Annotated in this window: 24 protein-coding genes and 1 tRNA gene; 13 read left to right on the forward strand and 12 right to left on the reverse strand. The window is 65.1% G+C overall.

Annotation, left to right across the window (positions count from 1 at the left end):
• Positions 1-4: 4 nt before the first annotated feature.
• Complete coding sequence (locus JOF28_RS10710; protein ID WP_209705737.1) at positions 5-1,318, reverse strand: MFS transporter; 1,314 nt, start codon at positions 1,316-1,318, stop codon at positions 5-7.
• 209 nt (positions 1,319-1,527) lie between these two features.
• On the opposite strand from JOF28_RS10710, the gene dnaK reads away from it, so the two are divergent.
• The 5 genes from dnaK to JOF28_RS10735 all read left to right on the forward strand — a co-directional run bounded on the left by dnaK (position 1,528) and on the right by JOF28_RS10735 (position 6,682).
• Positions 1,528-3,372 (forward strand): molecular chaperone DnaK, encoded by a 1,845-nt coding sequence (gene dnaK, locus JOF28_RS10715; protein ID WP_209705738.1) that lies wholly within the window; start codon positions 1,528-1,530, stop codon positions 3,370-3,372.
• 2 nt (positions 3,373-3,374) lie between these two features.
• Positions 3,375-4,010: a nucleotide exchange factor GrpE gene (locus JOF28_RS10720; RefSeq protein WP_209705739.1), complete on the forward strand. Its 636-nt coding sequence runs from the start codon at positions 3,375-3,377 to the stop codon at positions 4,008-4,010.
• Positions 4,003-4,959 (forward strand): DnaJ C-terminal domain-containing protein, encoded by a 957-nt coding sequence (locus JOF28_RS10725; protein WP_209705740.1) that lies wholly within the window; start codon positions 4,003-4,005, stop codon positions 4,957-4,959. The genes JOF28_RS10720 and JOF28_RS10725 overlap by 8 nt, the downstream gene beginning before the upstream one ends.
• 110 nt (positions 4,960-5,069) lie before the next feature.
• Positions 5,070-5,492, forward strand: a complete 423-nt coding sequence (locus tag JOF28_RS10730) for a heat shock protein transcriptional repressor HspR (protein ID WP_209705741.1) — start codon at positions 5,070-5,072, stop codon at positions 5,490-5,492.
• A complete protein-coding gene (locus tag JOF28_RS10735) occupies positions 5,489-6,682 on the forward strand; it encodes a class I SAM-dependent methyltransferase (RefSeq protein ID WP_209705742.1) in 1,194 nt (397 codons plus the stop codon). The genes JOF28_RS10730 and JOF28_RS10735 overlap by 4 nt, the downstream gene beginning before the upstream one ends.
• A 17-nt stretch (positions 6,683-6,699) precedes the next feature.
• On the opposite strand, the gene JOF28_RS10740 is transcribed toward JOF28_RS10735, so the two are convergent.
• A complete protein-coding gene (locus JOF28_RS10740) occupies positions 6,700-7,116 on the reverse strand; it encodes a helix-turn-helix domain-containing protein (protein WP_209705743.1) in 417 nt (138 codons plus the stop codon).
• Between the two features lie 337 nt (positions 7,117-7,453).
• On the opposite strand from JOF28_RS10740, the gene JOF28_RS10745 reads away from it, so the two are divergent.
• Both JOF28_RS10745 and JOF28_RS10750 read left to right on the forward strand, forming a co-directional pair.
• A complete protein-coding gene (locus JOF28_RS10745; protein ID WP_209707034.1) occupies positions 7,454-8,614 on the forward strand; it encodes a glycosyltransferase in 1,161 nt (386 codons plus the stop codon).
• A complete protein-coding gene (locus JOF28_RS10750) occupies positions 8,614-9,903 on the forward strand; it encodes a glycosyltransferase (RefSeq protein WP_209705744.1) in 1,290 nt (429 codons plus the stop codon). The genes JOF28_RS10745 and JOF28_RS10750 overlap by 1 nt, the downstream gene beginning before the upstream one ends.
• 89 nt (positions 9,904-9,992) lie before the next feature.
• On the opposite strand, the gene JOF28_RS10755 is transcribed toward JOF28_RS10750, so the two are convergent.
• Complete coding sequence (locus JOF28_RS10755; protein ID WP_342452152.1) at positions 9,993-10,589, reverse strand: CHAP domain-containing protein; 597 nt, start codon at positions 10,587-10,589, stop codon at positions 9,993-9,995.
• A gap of 262 nt (positions 10,590-10,851) precedes the next feature.
• Between JOF28_RS10755 and JOF28_RS10760 the strand changes: the two genes are divergently transcribed.
• Both JOF28_RS10760 and JOF28_RS14560 read left to right on the forward strand, forming a co-directional pair.
• A tRNA-Ser gene (locus JOF28_RS10760) sits at positions 10,852-10,936 on the forward strand.
• Positions 10,937-11,179: 243 nt separating this feature from the next.
• Positions 11,180-11,770, forward strand: coding sequence for a DUF4282 domain-containing protein (locus JOF28_RS14560; protein ID WP_245189936.1), 591 nt, complete (start codon positions 11,180-11,182; stop codon positions 11,768-11,770).
• Positions 11,771-11,866: 96 nt separating this feature from the next.
• Here the strand turns inward: JOF28_RS14560 and JOF28_RS10770 are convergent, their stop codons facing one another.
• Positions 11,867-13,108, reverse strand: a complete 1,242-nt coding sequence (locus JOF28_RS10770; RefSeq protein ID WP_209705746.1) for an aminotransferase class I/II-fold pyridoxal phosphate-dependent enzyme — start codon at positions 13,106-13,108, stop codon at positions 11,867-11,869.
• Positions 13,109-13,139: 31 nt separating this feature from the next.
• Positions 13,140-13,619, reverse strand: a complete 480-nt coding sequence (locus JOF28_RS10775; protein ID WP_209705747.1) for an ATP-dependent zinc protease family protein — start codon at positions 13,617-13,619, stop codon at positions 13,140-13,142.
• 24 nt (positions 13,620-13,643) lie between these two features.
• Between JOF28_RS10775 and JOF28_RS10780 the strand changes: the two genes are divergently transcribed.
• On the forward strand, positions 13,644-14,837 hold the full coding sequence (locus tag JOF28_RS10780; protein WP_209707036.1) for a RimK family alpha-L-glutamate ligase: 1,194 nt from the start codon (positions 13,644-13,646) through the stop codon (positions 14,835-14,837).
• 29 nt (positions 14,838-14,866) lie between these two features.
• Here the strand turns inward: JOF28_RS10780 and JOF28_RS10785 are convergent, their stop codons facing one another.
• A complete protein-coding gene (locus JOF28_RS10785) occupies positions 14,867-15,340 on the reverse strand; it encodes an META domain-containing protein (protein ID WP_209705748.1) in 474 nt (157 codons plus the stop codon).
• Positions 15,341-15,580: 240 nt separating this feature from the next.
• On the opposite strand from JOF28_RS10785, the gene JOF28_RS10790 reads away from it, so the two are divergent.
• On the forward strand, positions 15,581-17,233 hold the full coding sequence (locus JOF28_RS10790) for a trypsin-like serine protease (protein WP_209705749.1): 1,653 nt from the start codon (positions 15,581-15,583) through the stop codon (positions 17,231-17,233).
• A gap of 176 nt (positions 17,234-17,409) precedes the next feature.
• On the opposite strand, the gene JOF28_RS10795 is transcribed toward JOF28_RS10790, so the two are convergent.
• The 3 genes from JOF28_RS10795 to JOF28_RS10805 form a co-directional block, all read right to left on the reverse strand.
• Positions 17,410-18,171: a YceI family protein gene (locus JOF28_RS10795; protein WP_209705750.1), complete on the reverse strand. Its 762-nt coding sequence runs from the start codon at positions 18,169-18,171 to the stop codon at positions 17,410-17,412.
• Positions 18,172-18,304: 133 nt separating this feature from the next.
• The gene (locus JOF28_RS10800) at positions 18,305-19,270 is read right to left on the reverse strand and encodes a diacylglycerol/lipid kinase family protein (protein WP_209705751.1); all 966 of its coding nucleotides are present in this window, start codon (positions 19,268-19,270) and stop codon (positions 18,305-18,307) included.
• Positions 19,271-19,327: 57 nt separating this feature from the next.
• Complete coding sequence (locus JOF28_RS10805; RefSeq protein WP_209705752.1) at positions 19,328-19,909, reverse strand: hypothetical protein; 582 nt, start codon at positions 19,907-19,909, stop codon at positions 19,328-19,330.
• A gap of 87 nt (positions 19,910-19,996) precedes the next feature.
• Between JOF28_RS10805 and JOF28_RS10810 the strand changes: the two genes are divergently transcribed.
• Entirely contained in the window at positions 19,997-21,688 is a 1,692-nt protein-coding gene (locus JOF28_RS10810; RefSeq protein ID WP_209705753.1) for a deoxyguanosinetriphosphate triphosphohydrolase family protein, read from the forward strand.
• 65 nt (positions 21,689-21,753) lie between these two features.
• The gene (locus JOF28_RS10815) at positions 21,754-22,389 is read left to right on the forward strand and encodes a class II aldolase/adducin family protein (protein WP_209705754.1); all 636 of its coding nucleotides are present in this window, start codon (positions 21,754-21,756) and stop codon (positions 22,387-22,389) included.
• Positions 22,390-22,481: 92 nt separating this feature from the next.
• Here the strand turns inward: JOF28_RS10815 and JOF28_RS10820 are convergent, their stop codons facing one another.
• From JOF28_RS10820 to JOF28_RS10830, 3 genes are all read right to left on the reverse strand, one after another.
• The gene (locus JOF28_RS10820; RefSeq protein WP_209707038.1) at positions 22,482-23,174 is read right to left on the reverse strand and encodes an NUDIX hydrolase; all 693 of its coding nucleotides are present in this window, start codon (positions 23,172-23,174) and stop codon (positions 22,482-22,484) included.
• A 90-nt stretch (positions 23,175-23,264) separates the two neighbouring features.
• A complete protein-coding gene (locus tag JOF28_RS10825) occupies positions 23,265-23,585 on the reverse strand; it encodes a hypothetical protein (protein WP_209705755.1) in 321 nt (106 codons plus the stop codon).
• 15 nt (positions 23,586-23,600) lie between these two features.
• The gene (locus JOF28_RS10830; protein WP_209705756.1) at positions 23,601-25,193 is read right to left on the reverse strand and encodes an acyl-CoA carboxylase subunit beta; all 1,593 of its coding nucleotides are present in this window, start codon (positions 25,191-25,193) and stop codon (positions 23,601-23,603) included.
• Positions 25,194-25,423: the final 230 nt, after the last annotated feature.

The raw sequence follows: 25,423 nt of genomic DNA on the forward strand, positions 1-25,423 counted from the left end.
CAGGTTACGGCTTGGGCACGCGCACCATGAGCAGCAGTAGCAGGCCTACGAGCAGCACGAGCGCGATGCCCAAGATGCCGTAGATCGCGGCACCGCCGAGCGAAACAGCGATCGTGAATGCGCCGGGGGCGAGGAACGAAACGGCGCGGCCCGTCGTCGCATAGAGGCCAAAGATTTCTCCCTCGCGCCCCGCAGGAATGAGGCGTGAGAGGTAGGAACGGCTCGCCGATTGCACCGGGCCGACAAAGATGCACAGCAGCAGGCCGAACACCCAGAACACCCAGGTGCCCAGCGGGGCGAGCAAGAACACAAGCATCGCGGCGATCACCATGCACATGATCGACCACATCATGATGGGTTTGGCGCCGATGCGATCCTCTGCATAGCCAGCCGCGATCGTGGCGACGCCGGCGATGACGTTGGCGGCGATCGCGAAGATGATGACGGTGGTGGGGCTAAACCCGAAGCTCAGCGCCGCAATGACGCCGCCGAAGGTGAAGACGCCCGCCAAGCCGTCGCGAAACACAGCGCTTGCGACGAGGAAGACGAGGGTCTGGCGGGTGTCGCGCCAGAGGTCTGCGATGAGCTTGAAGAGGGTGCCGTAGGAGGAGAGCACGCCGCGCATGCCCATCTTGCGGTGGGGATCTGCAGCAACTTCGGGCACCGCGAAGAAGACCGGAATCGCGCACACGGCGAACCACAGGGCCGAGATGATCATGGCGACGCGCACGTTCCAGCCGTTTTCGTGCGTAACCCCAAACCAGCCGGGATCGGGGAAGATGAAGCCGACGAGCAAGATCGCGAGCAGCACGATGCCGCCGAGGTAGCCCATGCCCCAGCCAAAGCCCGAGACTCGGCCGACATTCTTATTCGTGGAAATCTGCGACAGCATGGCGTTGTAGCTCACGCCGGCGAACTCGAACGCGACGTTGCCGATGGCAAGCAACACGAGGCCGAGCATGAGGAATTGCTGTTCGGGGGCGACGAGCACGAGCAGCGCGGTGCAGGCCACAACGACCGCAGTGTTGATGCCCATCCAGAGTTTGCGTTTGCCCGCAGCATCAGAGAGCTGCCCGGTGACCGGGGCGAGCAGAGCGACGGCGAGGCCGGCGATCAGCAGCGCGGTGCCGAGCTTGGCCGACACCACTTCTTCGGGCCCGAACGCTTCTTGTGTGATGTAGACACTGAACACGAACGTGGTGACGACCGCTTGGAACGCGGCAGAGCCCCAGTCCCACAGCGACCACGCAAACACGGTGCGCTTCTTGACGGGGTTGGCCGGTGAAATTGCGGGGGCCTCTGGGGCGAGCTCGCTCATGGTGCAAGCGTATCTGTACGGCGGTCATATCGCTGCGAAACTGAAAGTTGAGTGTGATCGACTCAAGTTCTGGTGAATCGACTTGACTCTCGCCGAGCGTTTACTAAACTTGAGTCCATCAGGCTCAATCTCGAGAATGCAACATTCTGGGGAGCGAGCACACAGACCAGGGCGCAACCAGCGCCGCAGTGTTCAAGAAGGAGAAATGTATGTCACGTGCAGTCGGCATTGACCTCGGCACCACGAACTCAGTTGTTTCAGTTCTTGAGGGTGGCGAGCCCACCGTCATCGCGAACGCTGAGGGTTTCCGCACCACCCCCTCAATCGTTGCGTTCACCAAGGACGGCGAAGTACTCGTCGGCGAGACCGCAAAGCGCCAGGCAGTCACCAACGTCGATCGCACCCTCGCATCGGTCAAGCGCCACATGGGCACTGACTGGAAGACTGACGAGATCGACGGCAAGCGTTACACCGCTCAGGAGATCAGCGCTCGCACGCTGATGAAGCTGAAGCGCGACGCAGAGACCTACCTCGGCGACAAGGTCACCGACGCAGTGATTACCGTCCCCGCATACTTCAACGACGCAGAGCGTCAGGCCACGAAGGAAGCCGGCGAGATCGCTGGCCTCAACGTGCTGCGCATTATCAACGAGCCCACCGCTGCCGCACTGGCATACGGCCTCGACAAGGGCAAGGAAGACGAGCTCATCCTCGTATTCGACCTGGGTGGCGGAACGTTCGACGTTTCTCTGCTCGAGGTGGGCAAGGATGACGACTTCTCAACCATTCAGGTACGTTCGACCGCTGGCGACAACCGCCTCGGCGGCGACGACTGGGATCAGCGCGTTGTTGACTGGCTGATCACGCAGTTCAAGAGCTCGACCGGTGTTGACGTGTCGAAGGACAAGATCGCCCTGCAGCGTCTGAAGGAAGCTGCAGAGCAGGCGAAGAAGGAGCTCTCGAACTCGATGAGCGCCCAGATTCAGCTGCCCTACCTCTCGCTCACCGAGAACGGCCCCGCGAACCTCGACGAGACGCTGACCCGCGCCAAGTTCGAAGAACTCACCAAGGATCTGCTCGAGCGCACCCGCAAGCCGTTCCAGGACGTCGTTGCAGAGGCCGGCGTGAAGGTCTCTGAGATCGCTCACGTCGTGCTCGTTGGCGGTTCAACCCGTATGCCCGCAGTCACCGAGCTCGTCAAGAGCCTCTCGGGCGGCCGCGAGCCCAACAAGGGCGTCAACCCCGATGAGGTTGTAGCCGTAGGCGCAGCCCTGCAGGCTGGCGTGCTGAAGGGCGAGCGCAAGGACGTTCTGCTCATCGACGTCACCCCCCTGAGCCTCGGTATCGAGACCAAGGGTGGCATCATGACCAAGCTGATCGACCGCAACACGGCGATCCCCACCAAGCGCAGCGAGACCTTCACCACCGCTGAAGACAACCAGCCTTCAGTAGCGATCCAGGTCTTCCAGGGCGAGCGCGACTTCACTCGCGACAACAAGAACCTGGGCACCTTCGAGCTCACCGGCATCGCGCCGGCACCCCGCGGCGTGCCGCAGGTTGAGGTCACCTTCGACATCGACGCCAACGGCATTGTTCAGGTTTCGGCCAAGGACAAGGGCACCGGCACCGAGCAGACGATCACCATCTCGGGTGGTTCGACGCTGTCGAAGGAAGACATCGAGCGCATGGTGCGCGAGGCTGAAGAGCACGCTGCAGAAGACAAGCAGCGCCGCGAGGCAGCTGAGCAGCGCAACGTTGCTGAGCAGCTCGCTTACTCGGTTGAGAAGCTCATCGCTGACAACGAGGACAAGCTGCCCGAGGACGTCAAGACCGAGGTGCAGGGCGATCTCGACGCGCTGAAGCAGGCGCTCGCGGGCGAAGACGCAGCCGCAGTGAAGACGGCAGCTGACAAGCTCGGCGAGAGCCAGAGCAAGCTCGGCGAAGCTATCTACGCAGCCGCACAGGCTGAGGCTCCCGAGGGTGCAACCGAAGAGTCGAACGAAGACGACGTCGTTGACGCCGAGGTCGTTGAAGACGACGAGGAGAAGAAGTAACCATGACGAACGAGGAACAGCACGTGCCCGGCGCGAACGACGACTCTGTCGGCGACGAGCAGCACGGCAGTGAGGTTCCTGCAGCGGGGCCGGAGGCGAATGCCTCCGGCCCCGTGCCGCAGGAAGGCGACCTTACGGTCGAGGACATCCTGAACTCGGAGCAGAACGCGGCAGCCGCCGATGCTGATGCAACCGAGGCCGTGGATCCCGCGAACGACGAGGCGAACCCCTACCTCGAAGATCTGCGTCGCCTGAGCGCCGAATACGCGAACTACCGTAAGCGCACCGAGGCCAATGTGGGAGTTGAAAAGCAGCGTGCACTCGCTGCGGCAGTGTCACCCCTGCTGCCCATTCTCGATGACCTCGACCGCGCTGAGCAGCACGGCGACCTCGTTGAAGGCTCAGCTTTCAATGCGATCGCGCAGAAGCTGCGCGGCACACTCGAGAAGTTTGGCGTCGTCAGCTACGGCGAAAAGGGCGACCTGTTCGACCCGCAGCTGCACGAAGCCATCGCCCAGGTGCCGGTTCCCGGCACCGAGCAAGACACCGTGCTTGATGTCATCGAGCGCGGCTACCGCCTCGGTGACCTCGAGCTGCGTCCCGCCAAGGTGGCGGTGGCGGTGGGTGCTGATGGCTAGTCAAGATTGGCTTGAGAAGGACTTCTATCAGATCCTCGGCGTCTCGAAGAGCGTCAATGATGCTGACCTGAAAAAGACCTATCGCAAGCTGGCCCGCAAGTATCACCCGGATTCAAACCCGGGTGATGCGGCGGCCGAGGCGAAGTTCAAGGAGATCAGCGAGGCATACTCGGTGCTCTCTGATACTGAGCAGCGTGCCGAATACGACCAGATCCGCGCGATGGGCGCAGGCGGTGCGAGGTTTACCTCGGGCGGCGGCGGAGGTCAGGGCTTTGACGATGTCTTCGGTGGCATGTTTGGCGGCGGTGGCGGTGCCCGGGGTGGCCAGTACGGCGCCCAGGGCGGCGGCCAAAACTTTGAAGACATCTTCAACATGTTTGGTGGCGGCGCACGCGGCCCCCAGCCCGGTCGCGATGTGCAGGCGTCAACGACGCTCGACTTCGAAACCGCGGTCACGGGTCACACCATCAGCCTTCAGGGGCCTGCTGGCACCGTGAAGGTCAAGATCCCTGCCGGGGTCGCTGATGGCCAGAAAATCAAGGTGCGCGGCAAGGGCGAAGCCAGCCCCAACGGCGGGCCCGCGGGCGACATCATTCTCACGATCGCGGTGCGCAAGCACCCCGTGTTTGAACGCGATGGCCAGAACCTGCGGCTGAAACTGCCCGTCACGTTCTCAGAGGCGGCGCTTGGCGCAACGGTCGAGGTGCCCACGCTGGGCGGCTCAACTGTGAAGCTGAAGATTCAGCCCGGCACCCCGAGCGGCCGCATGCTGCGCGTCAAGGGCCGCGGTGTGACGAGCTCGAAGGGCGTCGGTGACTTGCTCGCCGAGGTTCAGGTGGTTGTTCCCAGCCACCTCTCCGACGAAGCCCGTGAAGCGCTCGAAGCGTTCCACGCGGTCGAATCACGGGAGAATCCCCGAGAGGATCTGCTGGCCCGCTCACGCGGCTAAGCAGCTCCCTCACTGTGCGGGCGGCCCCGGCCGCCCGCACTCTCAACTTTCCGATGATCCGGATCCTGCGGGGTGCGGCATCATCCAGCATCTTGGCCGAGGAAGGCAATATGGCGAATGAGCAATTGGATCGGTACACCCCGGTGTTTGCGATCGCCGCTGCCGCCGAGCTGGCCGAGATGCACCCGCAGACCCTGCGGCAGTACGACCGCATCGGGCTCGTGTCACCGCGCCGCACGCGCGGCAACACGCGCCGTTATTCACTGCACGATGTTGCTCAGCTGCGCGAGGTTGCCCGGCTGTCGATCGAGGGGCTCAGCCTCGAGGGCATCAGGCGGGTGTTTCAGCTCGAAGCCAAGGTGCGCGATCTCGAGACGCGCGTGCGCGATCTCGAACGCACGCTCACCGAGGAGCAGCTGCGGCGCCCCGATCGGCGCGTATTTGCTGCCGGATCTGCCGGCGGCGAGGTCATTACCCTGCACCGCGGCACTCGTGTACGCCGTGCCGCCGAGGTTGTGGTGTGGAAGCCATGACCGACGCACACAACGCCGACGAACTGCCCACGAAAGACGCCATTGAAGCGTTTTGTGAGCGGCTCTCGCGCGACCCCGATTTCGATGCCGAAGAACTGCGCGCGTTCGACGCCGCAGACGTGCTGCTGCTCGACCAAGCTGGGGAAGCCATTCAGGCGGCGAGCCCCGGCGAGCTCGCCATTATTGGCGACCGACACGGTGCTCTCACCCTGGGGGCGGCGCAGTTGTACGGGGCGAGCCAGATTCGCACGCATCAAGACCCGGTGCTGGGGGAGCGCGCGCTCGCCGAGAACGCGCAGCGTGCAGGGCTTACCGAGCACTACAGCTCGCAGCCGTTGAACAGCGAGCTGCTCTCGGGTGCCCGGGTGGTGCTGATTCAGCTGCCGCGCGGTCTCGAAGCCCTCACCGAAATCGTGTGGGCCATCGCCGCGTTTGCGCACCCCGAGGTGCGGGTGTTCGCGGGCGGCCGCGAAAAACACATGAGCCGTCGCATGAACGAAGTGTTGGCCGAGCGCCTCGACAACGTTACGGCTGGGCTGGGCTGGCGCAAATCACGGGTGCTGTCGGCCGTGGGCGTGCGCGAGCTGGGCACAGACGCGGCGGGGCTCGCGGCGGCGCCGTTTCCCAAGTGGGGCAGCGACCCCGCCCTCGAATTTCAGGTGGCTGCGTTCGGGCAGACCTTTGGCGGCCCAACCCTCGATCACGGCAGCCGACTGCTGCTCGAAACGTTGCGTGCCCACCCGCCGCACCGCACCCAGCACGTCGTCGATCTCGGCTGCGGCAACGGCGTGCTCGCCGTGTCTGCCGTGCGCAGCTGGCCGCACGCGAGTGTGATCGCCACCGATCAGTCGGCCGCCGCCGTGGCCGCGACTGAGCTCACCGCCGCCGCTGCTGGGGTCGCAGACCGGGTGAATCCGCACCGCGGCGACGCCCTTGAAGCGGTCGCCGATGGCTGGGCTAATCTCATCTTGCTGAACCCGCCGTTCCACACGGGTGCCACCGTGCACGCCGGGGTGGCGCATCGCCTCATTCGCCAGTGCACGCGTGCGCTGGCTGCCGGGGGAGAGCTGCGGGTCGTGTTCAACTCACACCTGCGCTACCGCCCGCTGATTGAGCGCGCGGTGGGCCCCACGCGTGAGCTCGCCCGAGACCGCACATTTACCGTGCTGTCGGCGCGCGCCCGCGACTAGCCGAGCCAGCTGCGTCATTATCCGGCGGCGTTGGCGCCAGGTGCCTCGGGCGCATCCCCGTCGTCACCGCTGTCGTGCGTCTCAGGTGATGCCTCAGCTGACCCCTCGGGCGCCGCGGTGGGTTCAACAGCCTCATCGCGCTGTTCAGCGCGGCCGCGAATGAGGTCGCGCACCGTGAACCGGTGCGCGCGCACGCCGTAGTCATCGGCGACGATTCCTGAAAGGAAGATCCCCGGATCCACCTCGAGGGCCGTCGCCAGTCGCACGAGGGACTCGGCCGTGGGGCTCGACGCGCCCCGCTCGATCTTGCCGATGCTGGTCCAGCTGATTTCAGACAGTTCGCCCAGGTCTTCGAGCGAAATACCGAACTTGCGGCGCACAGCACGAATGCGTGCACCGATCTTGACGGCTGCAACCGAGCTTACTTTGGCCATCTTTTAAGGTTGTCGGTCCAGGAACCCTGATGCCAGTCACTCAGATTATTGGTGGTTTGGGACCCAGAACTTAAAGCACTGTGCTTTTGGGGTGAGTAATGAGACATTTGGGGGATGCGTTCGGGCTCAAAGATGGCACCCTGGTCTGATATTTAGCTCACCTTTGGGTGACGATGACGTTTTACGGTGTTTCGGAGAGGCCCGTTCAATACACTGGGGGCTGTTCAAAGTATGTGTGCAGCGCTCGATTTATAACCGGCGCAGCGCAGCGCAAAATACGATGCGCCACGACCTAAGGATTTGAGACTCCGTGAGCCAAGCTGACACCCCGCGACCGATGCGTATTCTGCTCGGGTGTGACACCTTCTTGCCCGATGTCAACGGGGCGGCACGGTTCGCAGAGCGGCTCGCCGCCGGTCTTGTGGGGCGCGGGCATGATGTGCACGTGGTGGCGCCGTCAAAAACGCACGCCTCTGCTGGCAGCTTTGTCGAGACGATCGAGGGTGAGCCGCTGACGGTGCACCGCTGGGCGAGCTGGCGCTGGTACCCGCACGATTGGCTGCGATTCGTGATGCCGTGGCGTGCCAGGCCGCAGGCGCGCAAGCTGCTCGATCGGGTGCGCCCCGATGTGATTCACATCCAGTCGCACGTCATCATTGGTCGCGCACTCGCGATCGAGGGTCGCAAGCGCGGTATTTGCATCGTCGCCACGAACCACGTGATGCCCGAGAACGTGCTCGATTTCACGCTGCTGCCCGAGCGTGCCAAGCGCGTCTTCGTGCGCTGGGGCTGGCGCGGCGCCGATCGCATCTTGAAGCTGGCCTCGGCAGTCACGACGCCCACCCGTCGCGCCGCCGATTTCCTCGAGCGCAACACTCACCGCCGCGGCGTACTGCCGGTGAGCTGCGGTCTGCGCGCCTCAGACTATGAGGCCGTGGTCGGCCCCCGCGACGAACACAAGATCGTGTTTGTTGGCCGGGTCACCCTCGAAAAAGAGATTGATGTGATTCTGCGGGCCATTCCCCGTCTCGATCACGCACTCAACGCCAGCTTCACCATTGTGGGCGACGGCGACCAGCGCAAGAACCTTGAAAAGCTCGCGGGCGAACTCGGCATTAAAGACCGCGTCACCTTCACCGGCCGGGTCACCGATGCCGAACTGCGCGCGCACCTGACCGGGGCGAGCGTGTTCGTGATCGCCTCGATTGCTGAGCTGCAGTCGATCGCGACGATGGAGGCGATGGCGTCGGGGCTGCCGATTGTGGCCGCCAACGCGATGGCGCTGCCGCACCTCGTTCACGAGGGCGAGAACGGCTTCCTGTTCCAGCCCGGTAACGACCGCGAGCTGGCCGACCGCCTCGGGCAGGTGCTCACGTTCTCGCCCGCAGAGTACGAGCAGATGCAGCGTGCCTCGCTCGAAGCCGTGAAGGTGCACGACATTGATCGCACACTCGACACCTTCGAGGCGCTGTACCGCGGCGAAAAGCTCAGCCGCTAATGCACGTACTGATCGTCACCGACCAACACCCCGACTCACTGGGCGGGGTGCAGGTGGCGATCCGGCTGCAGCGCAAGTACCTCGAGCGGCTTGGGCACCGGGTGACCATCGTCGCCCCCGCGCTGCACCGGGCGGGCTACGAACCGCTCGCTGCCGACCGCGACGCCTACATCGATCTCCCGTCGCGGCCCATCACCGCCGATCGTGAATACGGTATCTCGTGGCCGGGCGCCCGCACCGACCGGGCGCTGTCGCGCGCGCTTGCAGCGCTGCCCCGCGTCGATGTGGTGCACGTGCAGGGCGACTTTTGGGGCGCCCTGATTGGGCTGCGTGCCGCTCGCGGGCTGCGCGTTCCCGTCGTGCACACGATGCACAACCACGTTGAAGAGGGCACGCGCGCCGTCACCCCGTTTCGGTGGGTGGCGCAGGTGGCATTCACTGGCCTGCGCGCCTGGCGGGGGCTCGTGCTGGGTCGCGCGCGCGGCGCGGTTGACCCGGCATCGCGGGGCGCCTGGCGTTATCTGGCCGAGCTCGCCGCCGAAGCCGCGGTGGTCACCGCGCCCTCGCGGCACTTTGCCGAACTGCTTGAGGCCCGCGGAGTGAGCGCACACGTGCTCGTCACCCCCGGCGGCGTCGACGACGAGGCCATCACCGCGCAGCTCGCGGCGCCCAGAACGCCCAGGTCGCGCCCCGCACTCGTGTGGCTCGGGCGCATGAGCCAAGAAAAGCGTGTGCTCGAATTTATTGACGCGATCGCCGAATCGGGCATCGACGCCGACGTCACCCTGCACGGCGCGGGCCTGCTGCTGCCCAAGGTGCGCGAGCGCATCGCCGAGCTGAAGCTGTCAGACCGCGTGCACCTCGCGGGGCCGGTGCCCTACGCAGACGCGCTCGCGGCGATGCGCAACGCAGATGCACTGGTGCAAACCTCGATTGGTTTCGAAACGCAGGGGCTCACCCCGTTTGAGGCTGCCGTGCTGGGCACCCCCACGATCTTCAGTGACCCCGAAGTGGCCGCCGATGTGGCCGTCGACCCGGTATGGGTGGCCGCGGGCCCCACGGTGGCCGATCTGGCCGCGGCGCTGCGTGCCGCGGTCGCTGAACTCGCCGCCTCGGGGCTCGGTGCTGCTGGGCTTGGTGCTGCTGAGCTCGGCGCTGAGCCGGCAACGGCCGCTGTTCGATCCGGATCACGCGACGTGCGCGTCGCCGCCGACGCTGGTGCCGCGTTTCTGCAGTCGCAGCGCATGCAGGCGCTGGTGGACGCGTACGAGCGCGCGCTCGCCCACTAATACACAAACGCGAGGGCCTGAGCTCGATAGGAATCGAGCTCAGGCCCTCGCGGTGTCACGCTGCGGTGCAGCGGTGAAGTGTGTGGGGCTTAGAAGCGCCAGACAGCTGCTTCGAAGCCTGCGGGGGACTGGGGTACCCAGTTCTCTTCTTGCGAGACGAGGCCCGAGCCGCCGGGGCTGTTCGACTGAATGATGGTGAAGGTGCCATCGTCGTTCACGCCCGTGATCATCACGGTGTGCACGCCGGTGACCCAAGAGGTGGGGGAGCTCATGAACTCGTACTGGATGATGTCGCCGGGGGCTGCCGTGGCGAGTGTCATGCGAGTTGCGTTGTTGTAGTTCGATACGGGGTCGCCGCCGCCGGTCCAAGCGCCGCCGCCGGCTACGATCCAGCGCTGCGCCGACATGATGCATTCACCGGGCTGGCTCCAGCCGGTGGGACGGCTCGTACCGATTTCTTCTTCAGCGAGCGCAATCGCAGCCTTCACGTCAAAACCGTGGGGCACGTTGGCGACCTCTTCCATCGCGAGGATGGAATCAATGGCGACGCCAGCGAGCGGATCGCCGGTGGTGGCGAGTGACTGCGTGACGCCGGTGGTGGGCTGCAGGGCTGCTGATGAGAAATCCGTAACGGGAGTTTCTGCGAATGATGGGGCTGCACCGAACGCGAAAGTTACGGAAGACACCAAGCCCACAATCAATACCTTGGCAGGAAATCTCACGTACTTAACTCCTCTAGTTCAAACAAATTGGCGCCTAGCCGAGGCCGGGGCGCCTCAATAAGTATGCGTTACCATTCCGTTACTTTCAAGTCGAGGGTCGAAAACTCTCAGGAAAGCGACGCTCGGTCGACCGGCGTGCGGGGGTGCATAGCGGGTGAATACGGGTGTCGATTCGGAGCTGTGGCGAGAAACCGGTAGACTTCCAAGCGCTGGCTTTTGCCAGTGAGGAGGATTCGCCTAGCGGCCTATGGCGCACGCCTGGAACGCGTGTTGGGTTAACGCCCTCAGGGGTTCAAATCCCCTATCCTCCGCAGTAAAATAGCCTCTGACCTGGTGTTTTGACACCAGCGTCGGGGGCTATTTTGTTTCCCAGGCGAAGCCGGGGGCTGGCCCAGGCCCAGCGGGCTCAGCCGCAGCAGCTCAACCGGGTGTGGCCCACGCGGGGTGGCAACGGCGGTAGGCGCTCTGGTAGCGTCGCTTGAGGGTGTCCAACTGATACGTGTTGGTTAAGCGGGCGCTCGTTCGAAGCACACCGAGCGAAGGAACTCACAGACATGACCGAAGGAACTCCCCAGAAGCCTGCAGCAGGCTGGTACCCGGATCCGAGCGGCTCGGGCCAGATGCGGGAGTGGGACGGCGAGCAGTGGACGCAGCAGACGCGCGCCGCTGAACCCGTGGGCGTGACCGCATCCACCGCCAACCTGGGTGCTGGCTACGGCGCAACGCAGCAGCCGTTCCAGCAGTCATTCCAGCAGCAGCAGGCTCCGGCTCACTCGGGGCAGGCTGGCTTCTTCCGCAGCCTGTTCGACCTCAGCTTTGCCGCTGAGCGCTCGGTGACGACCGGCTTCGTGAAGGTCATCTACCTGATCTTCGTGATTCTGCTCGGGCTGGGTTGGATCGGCACCGTCGTGATGATGTTCATCTTGGGTGGCATCGCCAGCGCCGCGAGCAGCGCGTTCGGTGGCGGCGGCGAACCCGCCTACATGATGTTTGGGGTGCTCTGGCTCGTCTTCGGCTGGATCCCCGGCTTCATCAGCGTCATCTTCGTGCGCATCGGCCTCGAGCTCGTCACCGCGCAGATTCGCACCTCGCAGCACACCGCTGAGCTCGTGCGTCTCGGCCGCGAAGCCGCAACGCAGCGCTAACACCGCAGCACTAACACCGCTGGCCCGGGCACTTTTTGTGCTCGGGCCAGCGGCGTTTCAGGCCTGAATGGGGCTGCGGGGCCGGCGGGATCCGGATCAGTCGTTGACGAGAGCGGCGAGGCGTGCGAGCGCCGTATGGATGACGGCCTCGTCCTTCACGAACGTGAAGCGCACCCAGTTGGCGAGGGCGTGCGCGGTGGGGGAGCCGTCGCGGCAGAACGCCGACACAGGCACGCAGGCTACTCCTGCGACGAGGGGGAGCGCGCGGGCAAAGGCCGCGCCGTCGATGACCGGGGTGCCCGTTTTCGCCGCGACCGCCGCGAACAGCGGGGAGGCGTCGGCGCACACGAAGTAGGTGCCACCCGGGCGCACCGGGTCGAGGCCAACATCACGCAGCCCCTGCAGCAGCAGTTCCATGCGGGCCCCGAGGCTCTCGCGCAGCTCAGCCACATCGGCCGCCCCGTCATCGAGGGCGCGCGCAATCGCGGGCTGAAACGGGGCACCGCCCGAGTACGTCAGAAACTGCTTCACCGTTGCGACGGCGTCGATGAGCGCCCGGGGCCCGGTCACCCAGCCGATCTTCCATCCCGTGAGGGAGAAGGTTTTGCCGGCCGATGAAATCGTGAGCGTGCGCTCGGGCATGCCGGGCAGCGTGGCGATGGGGGTGTGCTCGGCACCGAACGTGAGGTGCTCGTACACCTCGTCAGTGATGACGATGGCGTTGACGCGCTGGGCCGCGTGCGCGATCGCGGCCAGCTCTGCGCCCGTGAGCACCGTGCCGGTGGGGTTGTGCGGTGAATTCACCAAGATGATGCGGGTGCGCTCACCCACCGCCTGCTCAAGCGCTGCGAGATCGAGCGCAAAGTTCGCGGGTGCCGCGGCCGGGGTGAGCGGCACGGTGACGTGCATGGCACCGGCCAGCGCGATCGCTGCCGCGTGCGCGTCGTAGAACGGTTCGATCGTGACGACCTCGTCATCCGGGCCCGCCAGCGCCGTAATCGCGGCGGCCAGTGCCTCAGTGGCGCCGGCGGTGACAAGCACCTCATGATCGGGGTCGACGGTAATGCCGTAGTGGCGCTGCTGATGCGCCGCGATCGCCTGCCGCAGCTCGGCAACGCCGCGCCCCGGCGGGTACTGGTTCGCGCCGGCCCGAATCGCCTCAACCGCGGCCTCCCTCACCCAAGCGGGGCCATCAGCATCAGGAAAACCCTGGCCCAGGTTCGCGGAGTCAGTGCGCATCGCGAGCGCGGTCATCTCAGCAAAAATGGTGGGCTGGGGGACACCCTGGGCGTTCAAAAGCCCGGTTGCCGCCGCTACGTTACGCCATCGTTCATTCACGAAATCAGCCTAGCGAACGGCGTGCGCCATGTTACGCCCGGCCGCGATTGCGGCGACGCACCTCTCGGGGCGGTCGGCCGCCGACAAATGATGCACCGGGATCAACGACGAACCCCTGCTGCAGGGCTTCGCGGCCGATCAGCATGCGAAACACCATCTCTTCACGGTCGGTGAGCGTGAGCTCAACATCGACCTCGCGGCCGACCAACCCGAGAGTCACGAGCACGACCGGTCGTGACTCGGTATGCCCAGAAGAGCTGCGTACGAGGCGCCTGTCGTGCACGGGCAACTCGACATCGACGGCGTCAGCTTCGCTGGTTTGCCAGGGCTGCACGGTGAACTTCACCCACGGCGCGCCGTCTCGCTCAAACTCGGTGATGTCGGTGGCATGCAACGCAGAGGTTTGTGCGCCGGTATCAACCTTTGCCTTTACCCACGATACGCCGATGCCGTCGAGGCGCACCCATTCACGCCACCCCGTAAGAGTGCTTGAATAGGAGAGTCCGCTCACACTTCTATCTTGGCAGGTATCACGGTGAAACTGGCGATTCTCTCGCGCGCCCCTCAGGCGTACTCGACGCAACGGCTCTTGGCCGCTGCCGAACAGCGCGGTCACAAGGTGCGAGTGTTAAACACTTTGCGCTTCTCAATCGACCTCGCGGGCGAAGAACCCGACTTGCTGTACCGGGGTAAACGGTTGAGCGACTACGACGCGATCCTGCCCCGCATTGGTAGCTCGATCACCTATTTCGGCACCGCCGTGGTGCGCCAGTTCGAGCAGATGGACGTCTACACGCCCAACACCGCGAACGGTATTTCGAACGCGCGCGACAAACTGCGCGCGACGCAGATCCTGTCAAAGCACAACATTGATATGCCGGCCACCGCATTCGTGCGCAACCGAGCCGATGTGCGCCCCGCCATTGAAAGCGTGGGCGGCGCACCGGTAGTCATCAAGTTGCTCGAGGGCACCCAGGGCATTGGCGTGATTTTGGCGCCGCAGGTGAAGGTCGCTGAGGCGATCATCGAGACGCTGCACTCCACCCGGCAGAACGTGCTGATTCAGCGCTTCGTATCTGAGAGCCGCGGGCGTGACGTGCGCGCGCTCGTCGTGGGTGACCGCGTGGTGGCCGCCATGCGTCGCACCGCCGCCGGCGATGAATTTCGTTCGAACGTGCACCGCGGTGGCACCGTCGAAGCAGTCACGCTTGAACCCGCGTATGAGCAGGCAGCGGTGCGGGCCGCCCAGATCATGGGCCTGCGCGTTGCCGGCGTCGACATGCTCGAGGGCGATGAGGGCCCGCTCGTGATGGAGGTGAACTCGTCACCCGGGTTGCAGGGCATCGAAGCCGCCACCGGCCTCGACGTGGCCGGCGCGATCATCGACTACATTTCAGGCCAGGTTAACTTTCCCGAAATTGACGTGCGCCAGCGGCTCTCGGTATCGACGGGGTACGGCGTCGCCGAGCTCACGATGCACGGTTCAGAGCACGTCGGCAAAACTCTCGGTGACCTGGGTCTGTGGGACCGCGACGTCACCGTGTTGACGCTGCACCGCGGTGTGCAGGTGGTGCCGAACCCGCGCAAGCACGTGGTGCTTGAGGCCGAGGATCGGCTACTGTGCTTCGGCAAGCTCGAAGAGATGCGCGGCATGATCCCCGAGAAGAAGCGCCGCCGTGCGCGGGTGCGCAAGCTGCCGCCCGAGGCTCAGGATCTCGCTGACGGCTAAGGCCTGATGGCTGCCGTCACCCCTGGGGTTTAGCTCGCGCGGTCGAGGGTGCCAATTTCGTCACCCTTGTTGTTGAACACCTGCAGCACATCGCCGTCAAGTGCGACCTCACTCGCGCCCTTCAGCCAGTCATCGACGCCCTGGCATGCCATTTTGGTGGAGGCAAACGGTGCCAGCACGGCGCGTTCACCGTTGAACGTAAACGTTGAAGAGATGCGGTTGCAGCCGTCGGTGCCGGTGACCGCGCCCTCATTCGCGAAGACGGGCGTGGGCTCACCCTTCGCGTCTGACGACCAGGTGCCCAAGAGCTCGGCGGGCGGTGCCACAGTGTCAGCGGGATCGGTGGTCTGTCCCTGGTTTTGTCCCTGACCCTGGATCTTGGGCGCCGATGGATCGCCCGATGCGCTCGAGGCGCATGCCGACAGCGTCACCGCCAAAAACGAGACACCAACGAGGCTTATGAGTGCAGACCGTGAACGGTTCTTGTTTGCTTTTCTAGTCATAGCGACAGGCTAACCGCCTATTTTGCGTGTGCAATGACAATTTTTTAAGTTGATTTGTGACCGGGAATTTTACGTATTCACGGGCAATTCAGGGAACACGTGTTGGTTGTGAATTTGAACATGTCGGGTTACTTTTGCTGCGGCCACTGGTGGCTTCCCAGATTTAACACATCAGACTCTGATGTGTTCTCTGGGGCAGCACTTCGCTAGTGGTCAGCTTATGCACGCACACACCACCATTTGGGGGACCACTTCGGGTTCTCGCAGTTCGGCGGACCGGGCAACAGCGTTGGTGCTGAAAACGATCCGACCTCGACCGATATCTCGATCATCAAGGTCACGAACCCCGATCTGAAGCTGCACCCCGAGGTCACCGACTGGACCACGGCCGCGAGCGACGACCTTGCCGCGAGCACCACAAAGATCACCGGCATTGCCGAGCCCGTCTCGGGCACCGTGACGAAATCGGGTCGCACAACCGGCATCACCACGGGTAGCACCTCGCTCAACCTGCTCTACACCGACGGTAACGTCTACCCCACTGAGATCCTTGACGGCTACATGCAGATCAGTGATCGCTGGGTGCACGGCTTCATGGGCGGCGCGCTGACCGAGTCGGGTGACTCGGGCGGAGCCGTCTTCCAGGGCACGAACGCCGTGGGCGTTGTCAGCGGCGGCCCCAGCGAAGCACCTGCACAGGGCGATGACTGGGCCTGGTACACGCGTCTGGTCGACGCAATGGAACAGGTTCAGGGTGATTACGAGCTCGCGATCTACCTCGACAAGCCCGTACTTGAGTCTCCCGCAAACAACTCGACTGTGGCGCCCGGTTCAGAGATCATCATCTCTGTACCCGCACCCGCTGACGAGCTTTCGATCAGCAACCGCCCCAACTCGGGTGAGGTTGTACCGGTAGTCGACGGCCAGGTTTCGATGCTCGCTCCTGCTGAAGAGGGCACCTACAACTACACGGCAGCAGCAAAGAAGGGCGCGAGCTCTTCTGAGAAGCTGGAGTTCACGATCACGGTCGAGCAGACCACGGCCGCTCCCACGATCGAGTCACAGGATCTTGTCGCAGACGCGGGCGAGAATGCCGCTACGACCGATCTCAAGGGCACCGGTATCGCTGGCGCCGAGATCGAGATCAACGAGACCTGGAAGACCACCGTTGAGGCAGACGGCACGTGGACGTTCGCAGACGCCAACTTCGGTATCGGTCAGAACACTGTGACGGCAACTCAGACGGTAGACGGCGAAACGTCAACCAAGGCTGAGGGCATGATCTCTGTATCGCCTGCAGCTCCCGTGATCATTTCGATCTCGCCTGATCAGGAATTCGCAAACGCTGATGCACCGTCACAGGTCATCGGTTCGGGTCTGGCAGAGGCAGAGGTTGAAGTAACGCTTGATGGCAAGCCGGTTACCGAAGCTCAGGCAGCTGCAGCAGTCGCTCAGAGTGCTGTGAACGAAGACGGTATGTGGGGCGCTGAATTTGGTGAAAAGGTAGCCGCTGGCTCGCACACCATCACCGCGAAGCAGACCTACAACGGTGTCGCATCGGCTGAAGCGACGGTGGACTTCACGGTCGCCGCAGCGCCTGTTGACCCGGTAGATCCCGTTGACCCGGTTGACCCCGTGGACCCGACTGATCCCGTGGATCCCACGGACCCCGTCGATCCGGTAACCCCGGTTGATCCGACCACCCCGGTAGCACCTGAGGAGCCCACCACTCCGGTGACTCCCGCTCCCGAGGCTCCCACCACCGGTCAGCTTCCCCTCACCGGCGGTAGCGACCTGCTGATGCCTTTCGCACTGACGGCCCTGGGCCTGCTCGTGCTGGGTGGCGGCGCAACGGTGCTCGCGGCTCGTAAGCTGAAGGCAACCGAGGGCTAACCTCCTCAAAGGGGTGAAACACCCTGAACACCAACGAACCCCCGACCAATTGGTCGGGGGTTCGTTGCGTTCAGCTGCGGGTCGGCTCAATGCCAGGTGAGCCGCAGAGGTGGGAACCGGGCCAAGGGCTGCCCAGCAAGATGCCGAGCACTGGCGCTGTAGCCCTGGGGTAGTTTTTACGGCTTTGCGGCGGTGAGCTGAAACTCTACGGCTCCTGTGGGGGCGACCGAGACGAAACCGAGGCGGGGCGCCTCAACACCAAAATCGGCGAACGTGATGGGAATCGAGCCTGCGATCTCGGCGGTGGTGCCGTCGCTACGTAACTCGATCTGTGCGGTCACTGGCTGGCTCTTCCCTGCAATGGTGAGCTCACCCTTTGCTTCGGTCGACACGATGTCGCCCGCAAGGGGCGCGCTCTCGAGCGTGACGGGGTCGGTGAGGGTGAATGTCGCCGTCGGAAACTCTGAGGTGCGCAGCGCCTGGCTACGGAAGTAGTTGTCGCGGCTGTCGTTGTCGGTGATGATCGATGCGACGTCGACCGTGAGCTCGGCCGAGTCGAGGGTTAACCCCGTATCGGCGATAGCGAAGGTGCCGGTGACCTGGTTCGTGCGGCCGGTCACCGTGATCTCGGTGCCGTTGAGCACTTCGTCAACACGGTAACCGGCCTCAGAACCATCAGCGACCTGCCACTCGCCCGCCAGCGCGGCCGCGTCTAAGACACTGCCCGATGTTGCCGAATCGGTGCCCCCAGTGCTGGGGGCCACCGCGGGCTCCTTGGCCGCACCGAGCACCGACTGATCTGCCGACAGTGTGGGGGCCTGCACCGGGGGTGCCGCTATGAAGTCGCGATAGATGACCGGGCCAGCCAGCGCCGCAGTGACGCCCACGGCGAGCACCCCAACGGTGACGCCAACGAGCAACTTACGAGACTTCTGCACGGGGACTCCTGGGGTGCGGTGATCAATGGAATTCCATGATGACAGCGCAGCCCATGAGAACCCTTGATGCTGCTCGTGAGGAGGCTGGGAGAGTGGCGACTACCCAGGTAACCCGGTCTGCTAGGGGGTCGCGCTACTCGGCTGCCACCCGCACCTGCAGGGCACCCGCCAGCACGGTCACGTCGAACGAGGTGACCTCGCCCACCTCATCGCCATCGACTTCGAACTCGAGCGCCGTGGGCAGCTCCACCCGCACACGCGTGGCCCGCCCGTGTTCGGCAGAGTCAGAGCTTTCGGCCGAGGTAGCGCGCGTAAGCAGCCGCTTCAGCCCGTTGTCCCACATCATATTGCGCATGGTGTCGAGCCAGGCCGTCACCCCGTCGGCGCTGAGCAGCAGCAGATCGAGCTCACCGTCATCGGGCTGCGCATCGGGCAGCAGCGTAATGCCACCCTGCAGCGTGCCGCAGTTCGCCACGAGCAGGGTGTGCGCCTGCATCGTGACGGGGTCACCATCATCGCGGGTGAGCGTGAGATCAACCAGATCGGTGCCCGAGACGGCCCGGCCGAGCGACTCGACATAGGCGAGCCAACCGGCCTTCGCCTTCAGATCGTCATCGGTCTCGACAATCATCTGGGCATCGATGCCAAACCCGGTCATCACGACAAACCCTTCTGCATGCTCAGACTGGTCGGCCGACACATACCGCACCTGGCCCAAATCAATGGGGGCGGTCTTACCCGCGAGTGCGAGGGCAAACGCCGCCTGCGGGTCGCCGAGGGGAATAGAGAGGTTGCGGGCCAACAGGTTGCCGGTGCCCAGCGGCACGATTCCGAGGGTGGCCCGCGGCGTGCCGGTCTCACCGAGCGCCGACGCGACGGCGCGCACCGTCCCGTCACCGCCCGCGGCGATGACGAGGTCGCATCCGGCCGCCAGCGCCTCCTCGGTGGCCCCGCGACCCGGATCATCAACCGTGGTTTCGATCCAGTGCACCGCGGCCTCGCCCGTACTGTGCTCAGCGCTCGCCGCAGTAAACGCGGCGCGCAGCTCATCCTCCTCAACCTTTGAAGGGTTCCAAACGATTGCGATCTGCTGGGTCATGTGCCTCTCCTTATATGGGGGTGAGCGCCCGGCCCGGGGTATGGGCCAGGCGCCCGGTTACAACTGTGCGAGCAGGGCCTTCCAATGCGCTCGCCAACCCTCGATGGCCTCGCCCGTGGGCAGGCCGTCGTGACTGACGGCAAGCGTGACCTTGTCATCTCCCTTTGGTGTTGCTGAGACTTCGACACGACCGCCGTTTTCAAGGTCGAAACGCCAAAACGAACGCTTGTCGGTGCGCGACTGCCGGGGGTTGAGTACGGCGTGATCCAACTGCTGAGCGGCGGCTCCGTGCGCGGCCACCCACGCGGCGATCGCGGCATCACGATCGAGGGGCAGCGTGCGACTCGCACTCACGCGAAACAGCCCGTCAGATCCCTGCCCGGGCACCCGCAGCCCCGAGTGCTGCTCGAACGCGATGGCCACGGCCTGCGCCCACCAATCGGGGTTCTGCACCGAATCGGGCAGCGCGGCCCGTGCAATGCGCGCGATCTGGGTGTGCCCGGCCGTCAGCGCTTCAGCGGCCGCAAACAGTTCTAACCAGCTCGCCCAGTCACGGCCCGACATGCGCTCGATCGCGGGAATGCTCTCTGCGCGAGTGCCGGTGGAAGCTGCGGAACGTGCGGGGGTGCTGGCGGTCATCGCGGGTCTCCTAGCGTTTGTGCCCGCAATCATAACGCCCCAAGGTGGGGTGCGCTTGACTATCGCGCGACATGCTTGAATGGAGATATGCTGACGCAGGATCCCGCGGTGGAGCGGAACGATGGCCATGATCCGGATCACCCCAGTGCCCCCGGAATCTCACCCGAGCCCGCTCGCGAGGCGCGCCGCTATGTCGAGGTCGAGGCTTCGCAGCACCGCCCGCCAGTGGGGGCGTTGCGGGAGCCCGGTGAGACCGGGGTCGCAACGGGCCGCCGGGATCCGCTGGAGTACCGCATCGATCTCGAGCGCATTCGCTTCTCGTCGTACTTTGCCCGGCTTTCAGACGTGACGCAGGTGATGCCGCAGTCGGGGGTGGGCCCCGTGATGCACAACCGGCTGACGCACTCACTGAAGGTGAGCGCGGTGGCCCGCGTGATCGCTTCGAACCTCGCCGGCCACGAAGCCGCCCACCTCGCCTATGAGCGCGGCGACGCCCCCGTTGACGACGACACCGGCGCCATCATTGCGCGCCTGGGCGGCTGCGACACGATCGTCGCGCAGGCCGCCGCGCACGCCCACGACCTCGGCCACCCGCCCTTCGGGCACCTGGGGGAGCGCGTGCTCGACCGGGTCGCCCGCGAACGCCTCGGCCTCGCCGAAGGCTTCGAGGGGAACGCGCAGAGCTTTCGCGTTCTCACCAAGCTCGACACCCTCGGTAGGCAGTTTCCGGGTCTGAACCTCACCGCCGCGAGCCGCGCGGCAACGCTGAAATACCCGTGGACGCGCGGCGAATGGGCCGGCGCCGAAGTCGGCGCCGAAGTGCCCGCGTCTGACCGGCCCCGCGGGGTCGGCAGCGACGCCGATAACGGTGCCGAAAAGTTCTCGGCCTACGCGCTCGAAGCCGACGAAATGGACGCCTCGCTCGCGGCGTTCCCCGCCATCGCCCGGGGCATGCAAACCGTCGAGTGCGCCGTCATGGACCTCGCCGACGACATTGCCTACGCCGTGCACGACCTCGACGACTTCACTCGGGCCGGGGTACTGCAGCAAGCCTCAGTGGTGGGCGAGCTGCGCGCCTGGCACTCGGGCTCAGCGGCGCTCGCCGCCGTGCACCGCGGCGAACTTGCCGCGAGCTGGCGCACCCCAGGCCACGCGCTCGAGCTGCTGTGGCGGCGCCTCAGTGAGAAGGACGGCTGGATCGCCGACCACGACGCGTTCACCGCCGCCGTGCTGCGGGTGCGCGATGAACTGGGCGAGGGGCTGCTTGCGGTGCCCTACGACGGCGGTATCGACTCTGAGCGGGCGGTCTCGGGCTTCACGCGAAGGTGGATCGAACACCTGCGCACCTCGATCGTGGTCGAAGAGCACCCGCACGTGCGCAGCGGCCCCGTGCGGCTCAACCGACAGGCCTGGCATGAAGTGGCCGTGCTGAAGTTCGTGCACGCGCACTTCGTGCTCGAACGCCCCGAGCTGGCGCAGCCGCAGCGCGGCATGGGTCGCATCGTTGAGCAGCTCACCCTCGGCTTTGATGACTGGTTGGGTGACCCCGATGATGCGGGGCGTGCCCCGCGCAAACTGCTCGAGTGGGTCACCGAATCCACCGAAGCCACGTTTGCGCTGCGTGACACCCGGCCCGAGCTGCTGCTGGGTGACACGAGTGACGCCGGGCTGTGGCGGCAGGGGCGTGCGCGCGCCATTCTCGACTATGTGGCGTCGCTCAGCGATCAGCAGGCCGTCGCCGCGCACCGCAGCATGATCGGCGGCGACGTCATCGGCTAAGGCGCAGGTCGGCTGCGGCCCTTGCGCGGCACGGTTGCCCGGTTCGCTGGGGTACCGTAGAAACCGTGAGCGAAGAACTAACTGCAGCCGACCTGATCGCACAACTGATTGAGGTGGGCCGCGATGCGGTGGGCCGCGGTCTCGTACTCGCGAGCGCAGGCAATCTGTCAGCGCGCGTGAGTGACACCGAGTTCGTCGTCTCGGGTAGCGGCACCTGGCTTGATCGGTTGCAGCCCAGCGATTTTGCGACGCTGGCGCTCGACCCGGCAGAGACGGGCGCCGCCCGCGACGGCGAGATCAAGCCGTCAAGCGAGTGGAAGCTGCACCACCGCGCCTACCTCGCACGCCCCGACATCACCTGCGTGCTGCACCTGCACCCCCGCACCGCGGTCGTGATGGCGAGCCTGAATAAGCCCGTGCGCATGCTGACCCTCGACCACGCCTACTACCTGGGATCGATCGGGGTCACCCCGTTCTTCCACAACGGCACCGAAGAGCTGGCCAACACCGCGGCCGATGCGCTGCGCGAGCACAACTGCGTCATCATGCAGCACCACGGCTGCTCGGTCGTCGCCGACTCGGTCGACATGGCATACCGTCGCGCGCTCAACCTCGAGGATGCGGCGCAGGCCTCAGCCCTTGCTTTGCAGCTCGGCGACACCGATACGGTGTTCCCCGATACGGGCGCGGCGCACGCGTAACGGCGCACGCGTAACGGCGCACGCGTAACGGCGCACGCGTAACGGCGCACGCGTAACGACGCTGCCGTCGCGTCAGGCGCGCGGCGAACCGATTACGGTTCGACCGGAATCTCGTGTGAGGTGTCCCACGGCGACGCCCACCCGAGCTCGTCGAACAGGTTTGACAGCAGCACCCCGGTGAACCCCCACACGGTGTGACCGCCGAGCCTCGGCGCGAGCTCGAACGCGGCACCCCGGTATGACCTGGGGCCTCGGCTGAGCACCGAGGTGCCGCGTGCCGCGGGGTCGAGAAGCTCGGCCACCGGTGCGCGAAACACGTCGACCGACTCGGTGTGGTCTGCGGTGATCTCGCTGGGGGAGTGCCACCAGCCGAGCACCGGGGTGACCAGATTATTGCTGATGGGCAGTGGAATCTCGGGCAGCCCACCCAAGATTTCAACGCCCGCGGGGTCGAGCCCGGTCTCTTCGTGAGCCTCGCGCAGCGCGGCGGCGCGGGCATCGTGATCTTCGGGGTCGATGCCGCCGCCAGGAAAGGCGATTTGGCCGGCGTGATGGCGCATGCGGCTCGCGCGACGCGTCAGCAACACATCAAGCTCGGGCGCGATGCGAGGTGACGCCGGGAGCTCGGCGGGCGCGCGATCGAGCGCACCAAACAGAATCAGCACCGCCGAGCGGCGCACCGGGCGATCGCTAAACGGGCCCTGGGGCGGAAACTTGATGGCCACGCCACGATCAACAAACACGCGCAGATCGCGCAGCGCATCATCAGCGGTGAGGCTCTGCATCATGGCCTCAGCCTAGCGTGTTGGCAGATTACGCGACGGAGCCCGGGCCAGAAGAATCTGGCCCGGGCTCCGTCACATGCGTGCAGCGTGTTACCCGTCGATCAGCAAATCGCTGATGCGCTCGGGCACCCGCTGTGAACGAGCCCAGGGCTCGCGCTCGCGGCGTTCGACGCGCTTCACGCGCGCAGTTTCTTCCGCGCGCATCTGCGTCAGCACCGCGATCACCGCGGCGCGTTCGGTGTCAGAAACCTGCTTCGTCACAAAGCGAATGTCTTCGCCCAGCAACACATCAGTCACCTCGGCCATCTCGCCCCGGCGGGCCGCATCGCGTGCGGCAGCGTCGGGGGGAAGCAGATCGGCGGGGGCTTGATCCGGGGCCGCGTTGAAGGCAGCGTTCATCTCGTCAGTCATCGTGATCGCTCCCGCTTACAGCGGAATGTTGCCGTGCTTCTTGGTGGGCAGCTCGACGCGCTTGCCGCGCAGACCGCGCAGCGCCTTGACCACCGCGAGGCGGGTGCCTGCGGGCTCAAGCACGTTGTCGATCTCGCCGCGCTCAGCCGCGAGGAACGGGCTCGTGACGTCAGCGGTGTACTTCGCGGTGAGCTCGGCACGCAGCGCCTCAACATCCTGCCCAGCCTCGGCCGCGGCCTTCAGCTCCTTGCGATACAAGATGTTGACGGCGCCAGAGCCGCCCATGACGGCGATCTCGGCGGTGGGCCACGCGATGTTGACGTCGGCGCCCATCTGCTTCGAACCCATCACAATGTAGGCTCCGCCGTACGCCTTGCGCGTGATGATCGTGACGAGCGGCACGGTCGCCTCGGCGTAGGCGTAGAGCAGCTTCGCGCCGCGGCGAATGACGCCCTGCAGCTCTTGATCGGTGCCGGGCAGGTAGCCGGGCACGTCAACGAGCGTGATGATCGGAATCGAGAACGCGTCGCAGAAGCGCACGAAACGTGCCGCCTTCTCGCTCGCGTCGATGTTCAGGGTGCCCGCCATCTGGTTGGGCTGGTTCGCGACGATACCGACCGAGCGGCCCTCGACGCGGCCGAAACCGATGAGCATATTGGGGGCGAACAGCGGCTGCACCTCGAGGAAGTCGCCGCCGTCGAGGATGGCCTCGACCACGGTCTTCATGTCGTAGGGCTGGTTCGCGCTGTCGGGAATCAGGGTGTTGAGCTTGCGGTCGAGATCGGTGATCTCAAGCGCGGTCTCAGAGTCGTAGACGGGGCTTTCTGCCAGGTTGTTGTCGGGCAGGTAGCTGACGAGGGTGCGTGCGTAATCGAGCGCATCGTGCTCGTCGCTCGCGAGGTAGTGCGAGACGCCGCTCTTCTGGTTGTGCGTCAGCGCGCCGCCGAGCTCTTCAAAGCCGACGTCTTCGCCGGTGACGGTCTTGATGACGTCGGGGCCGGTGACGAACATGTGGCTCGTCTTGTCGACCATGATGACGAAGTCGGTGAGGGCGGGTGAGTACACCGCGCCGCCAGCCGACGGGCCCATGATGAGTGAGATCTGCGGGATAACACCCGAGCACATCGTGTTGAGCTTGAAGATGCTGGCGTACTTCGAGAGCGCAACGACGCCCTCTTGAATGCGAGCTCCGCCCGAATCGAGGATGCCGAGGATCGGTGCACCGGTCTTCAGCGCGAACTGCATCGCCTTCACGATCTTCTCGCCGGCAACCTCGCCGAGCGAGCCGCCAAACGTGGTGAAGTCTTGCGAGTACACGACGACCTGACGGCCGTGGATCGTGCCCGCGCCAATCACGACGGCGTCGCCCACGGGGCGCGAGTTTTCCATGCCGAAGCCGTGGGTGCGGTGCTTCACATACTTGTCGAGTTCGACGAATGAACCCGGATCAAGCAGGGCGGCGATGCGCTCGCGGGCGGTCAGCTTGCCGCGCGCGTGCTGCTTTTCGGCAGCGGCAGCGTCGCGGTCGCCCACAGCCTCCTGATACTTCTGGCGGTGGTCGGCAATACGACCTGCGGTCGTAGCGAGGTCGATGTTGTCTCCAGTCACGCATGCCAGCCTAGCGCGGGGTACATGCCTGTGGCTTCAGATAATCGACAATGGAACTGGGAATCCTTAGTCGAAACCCTACGGGTCTTGCGAATTGGGGCGGCAGCCGCCGCGTGAACAAGCCCGTGCTGGGGCGCGAAATGGCGTGCTGGTGACCCGAAACTGGGCTGCTGTGGCCGCCGCAAACCGCCGTACGCACACAACGCCACGCACAAGGGGTGCGACGTAAC

This window comes from Leucobacter exalbidus (genome assembly GCF_017834145.1).
Lineage (GTDB): Bacteria > Actinomycetota > Actinomycetes > Actinomycetales > Microbacteriaceae > Leucobacter > Leucobacter exalbidus.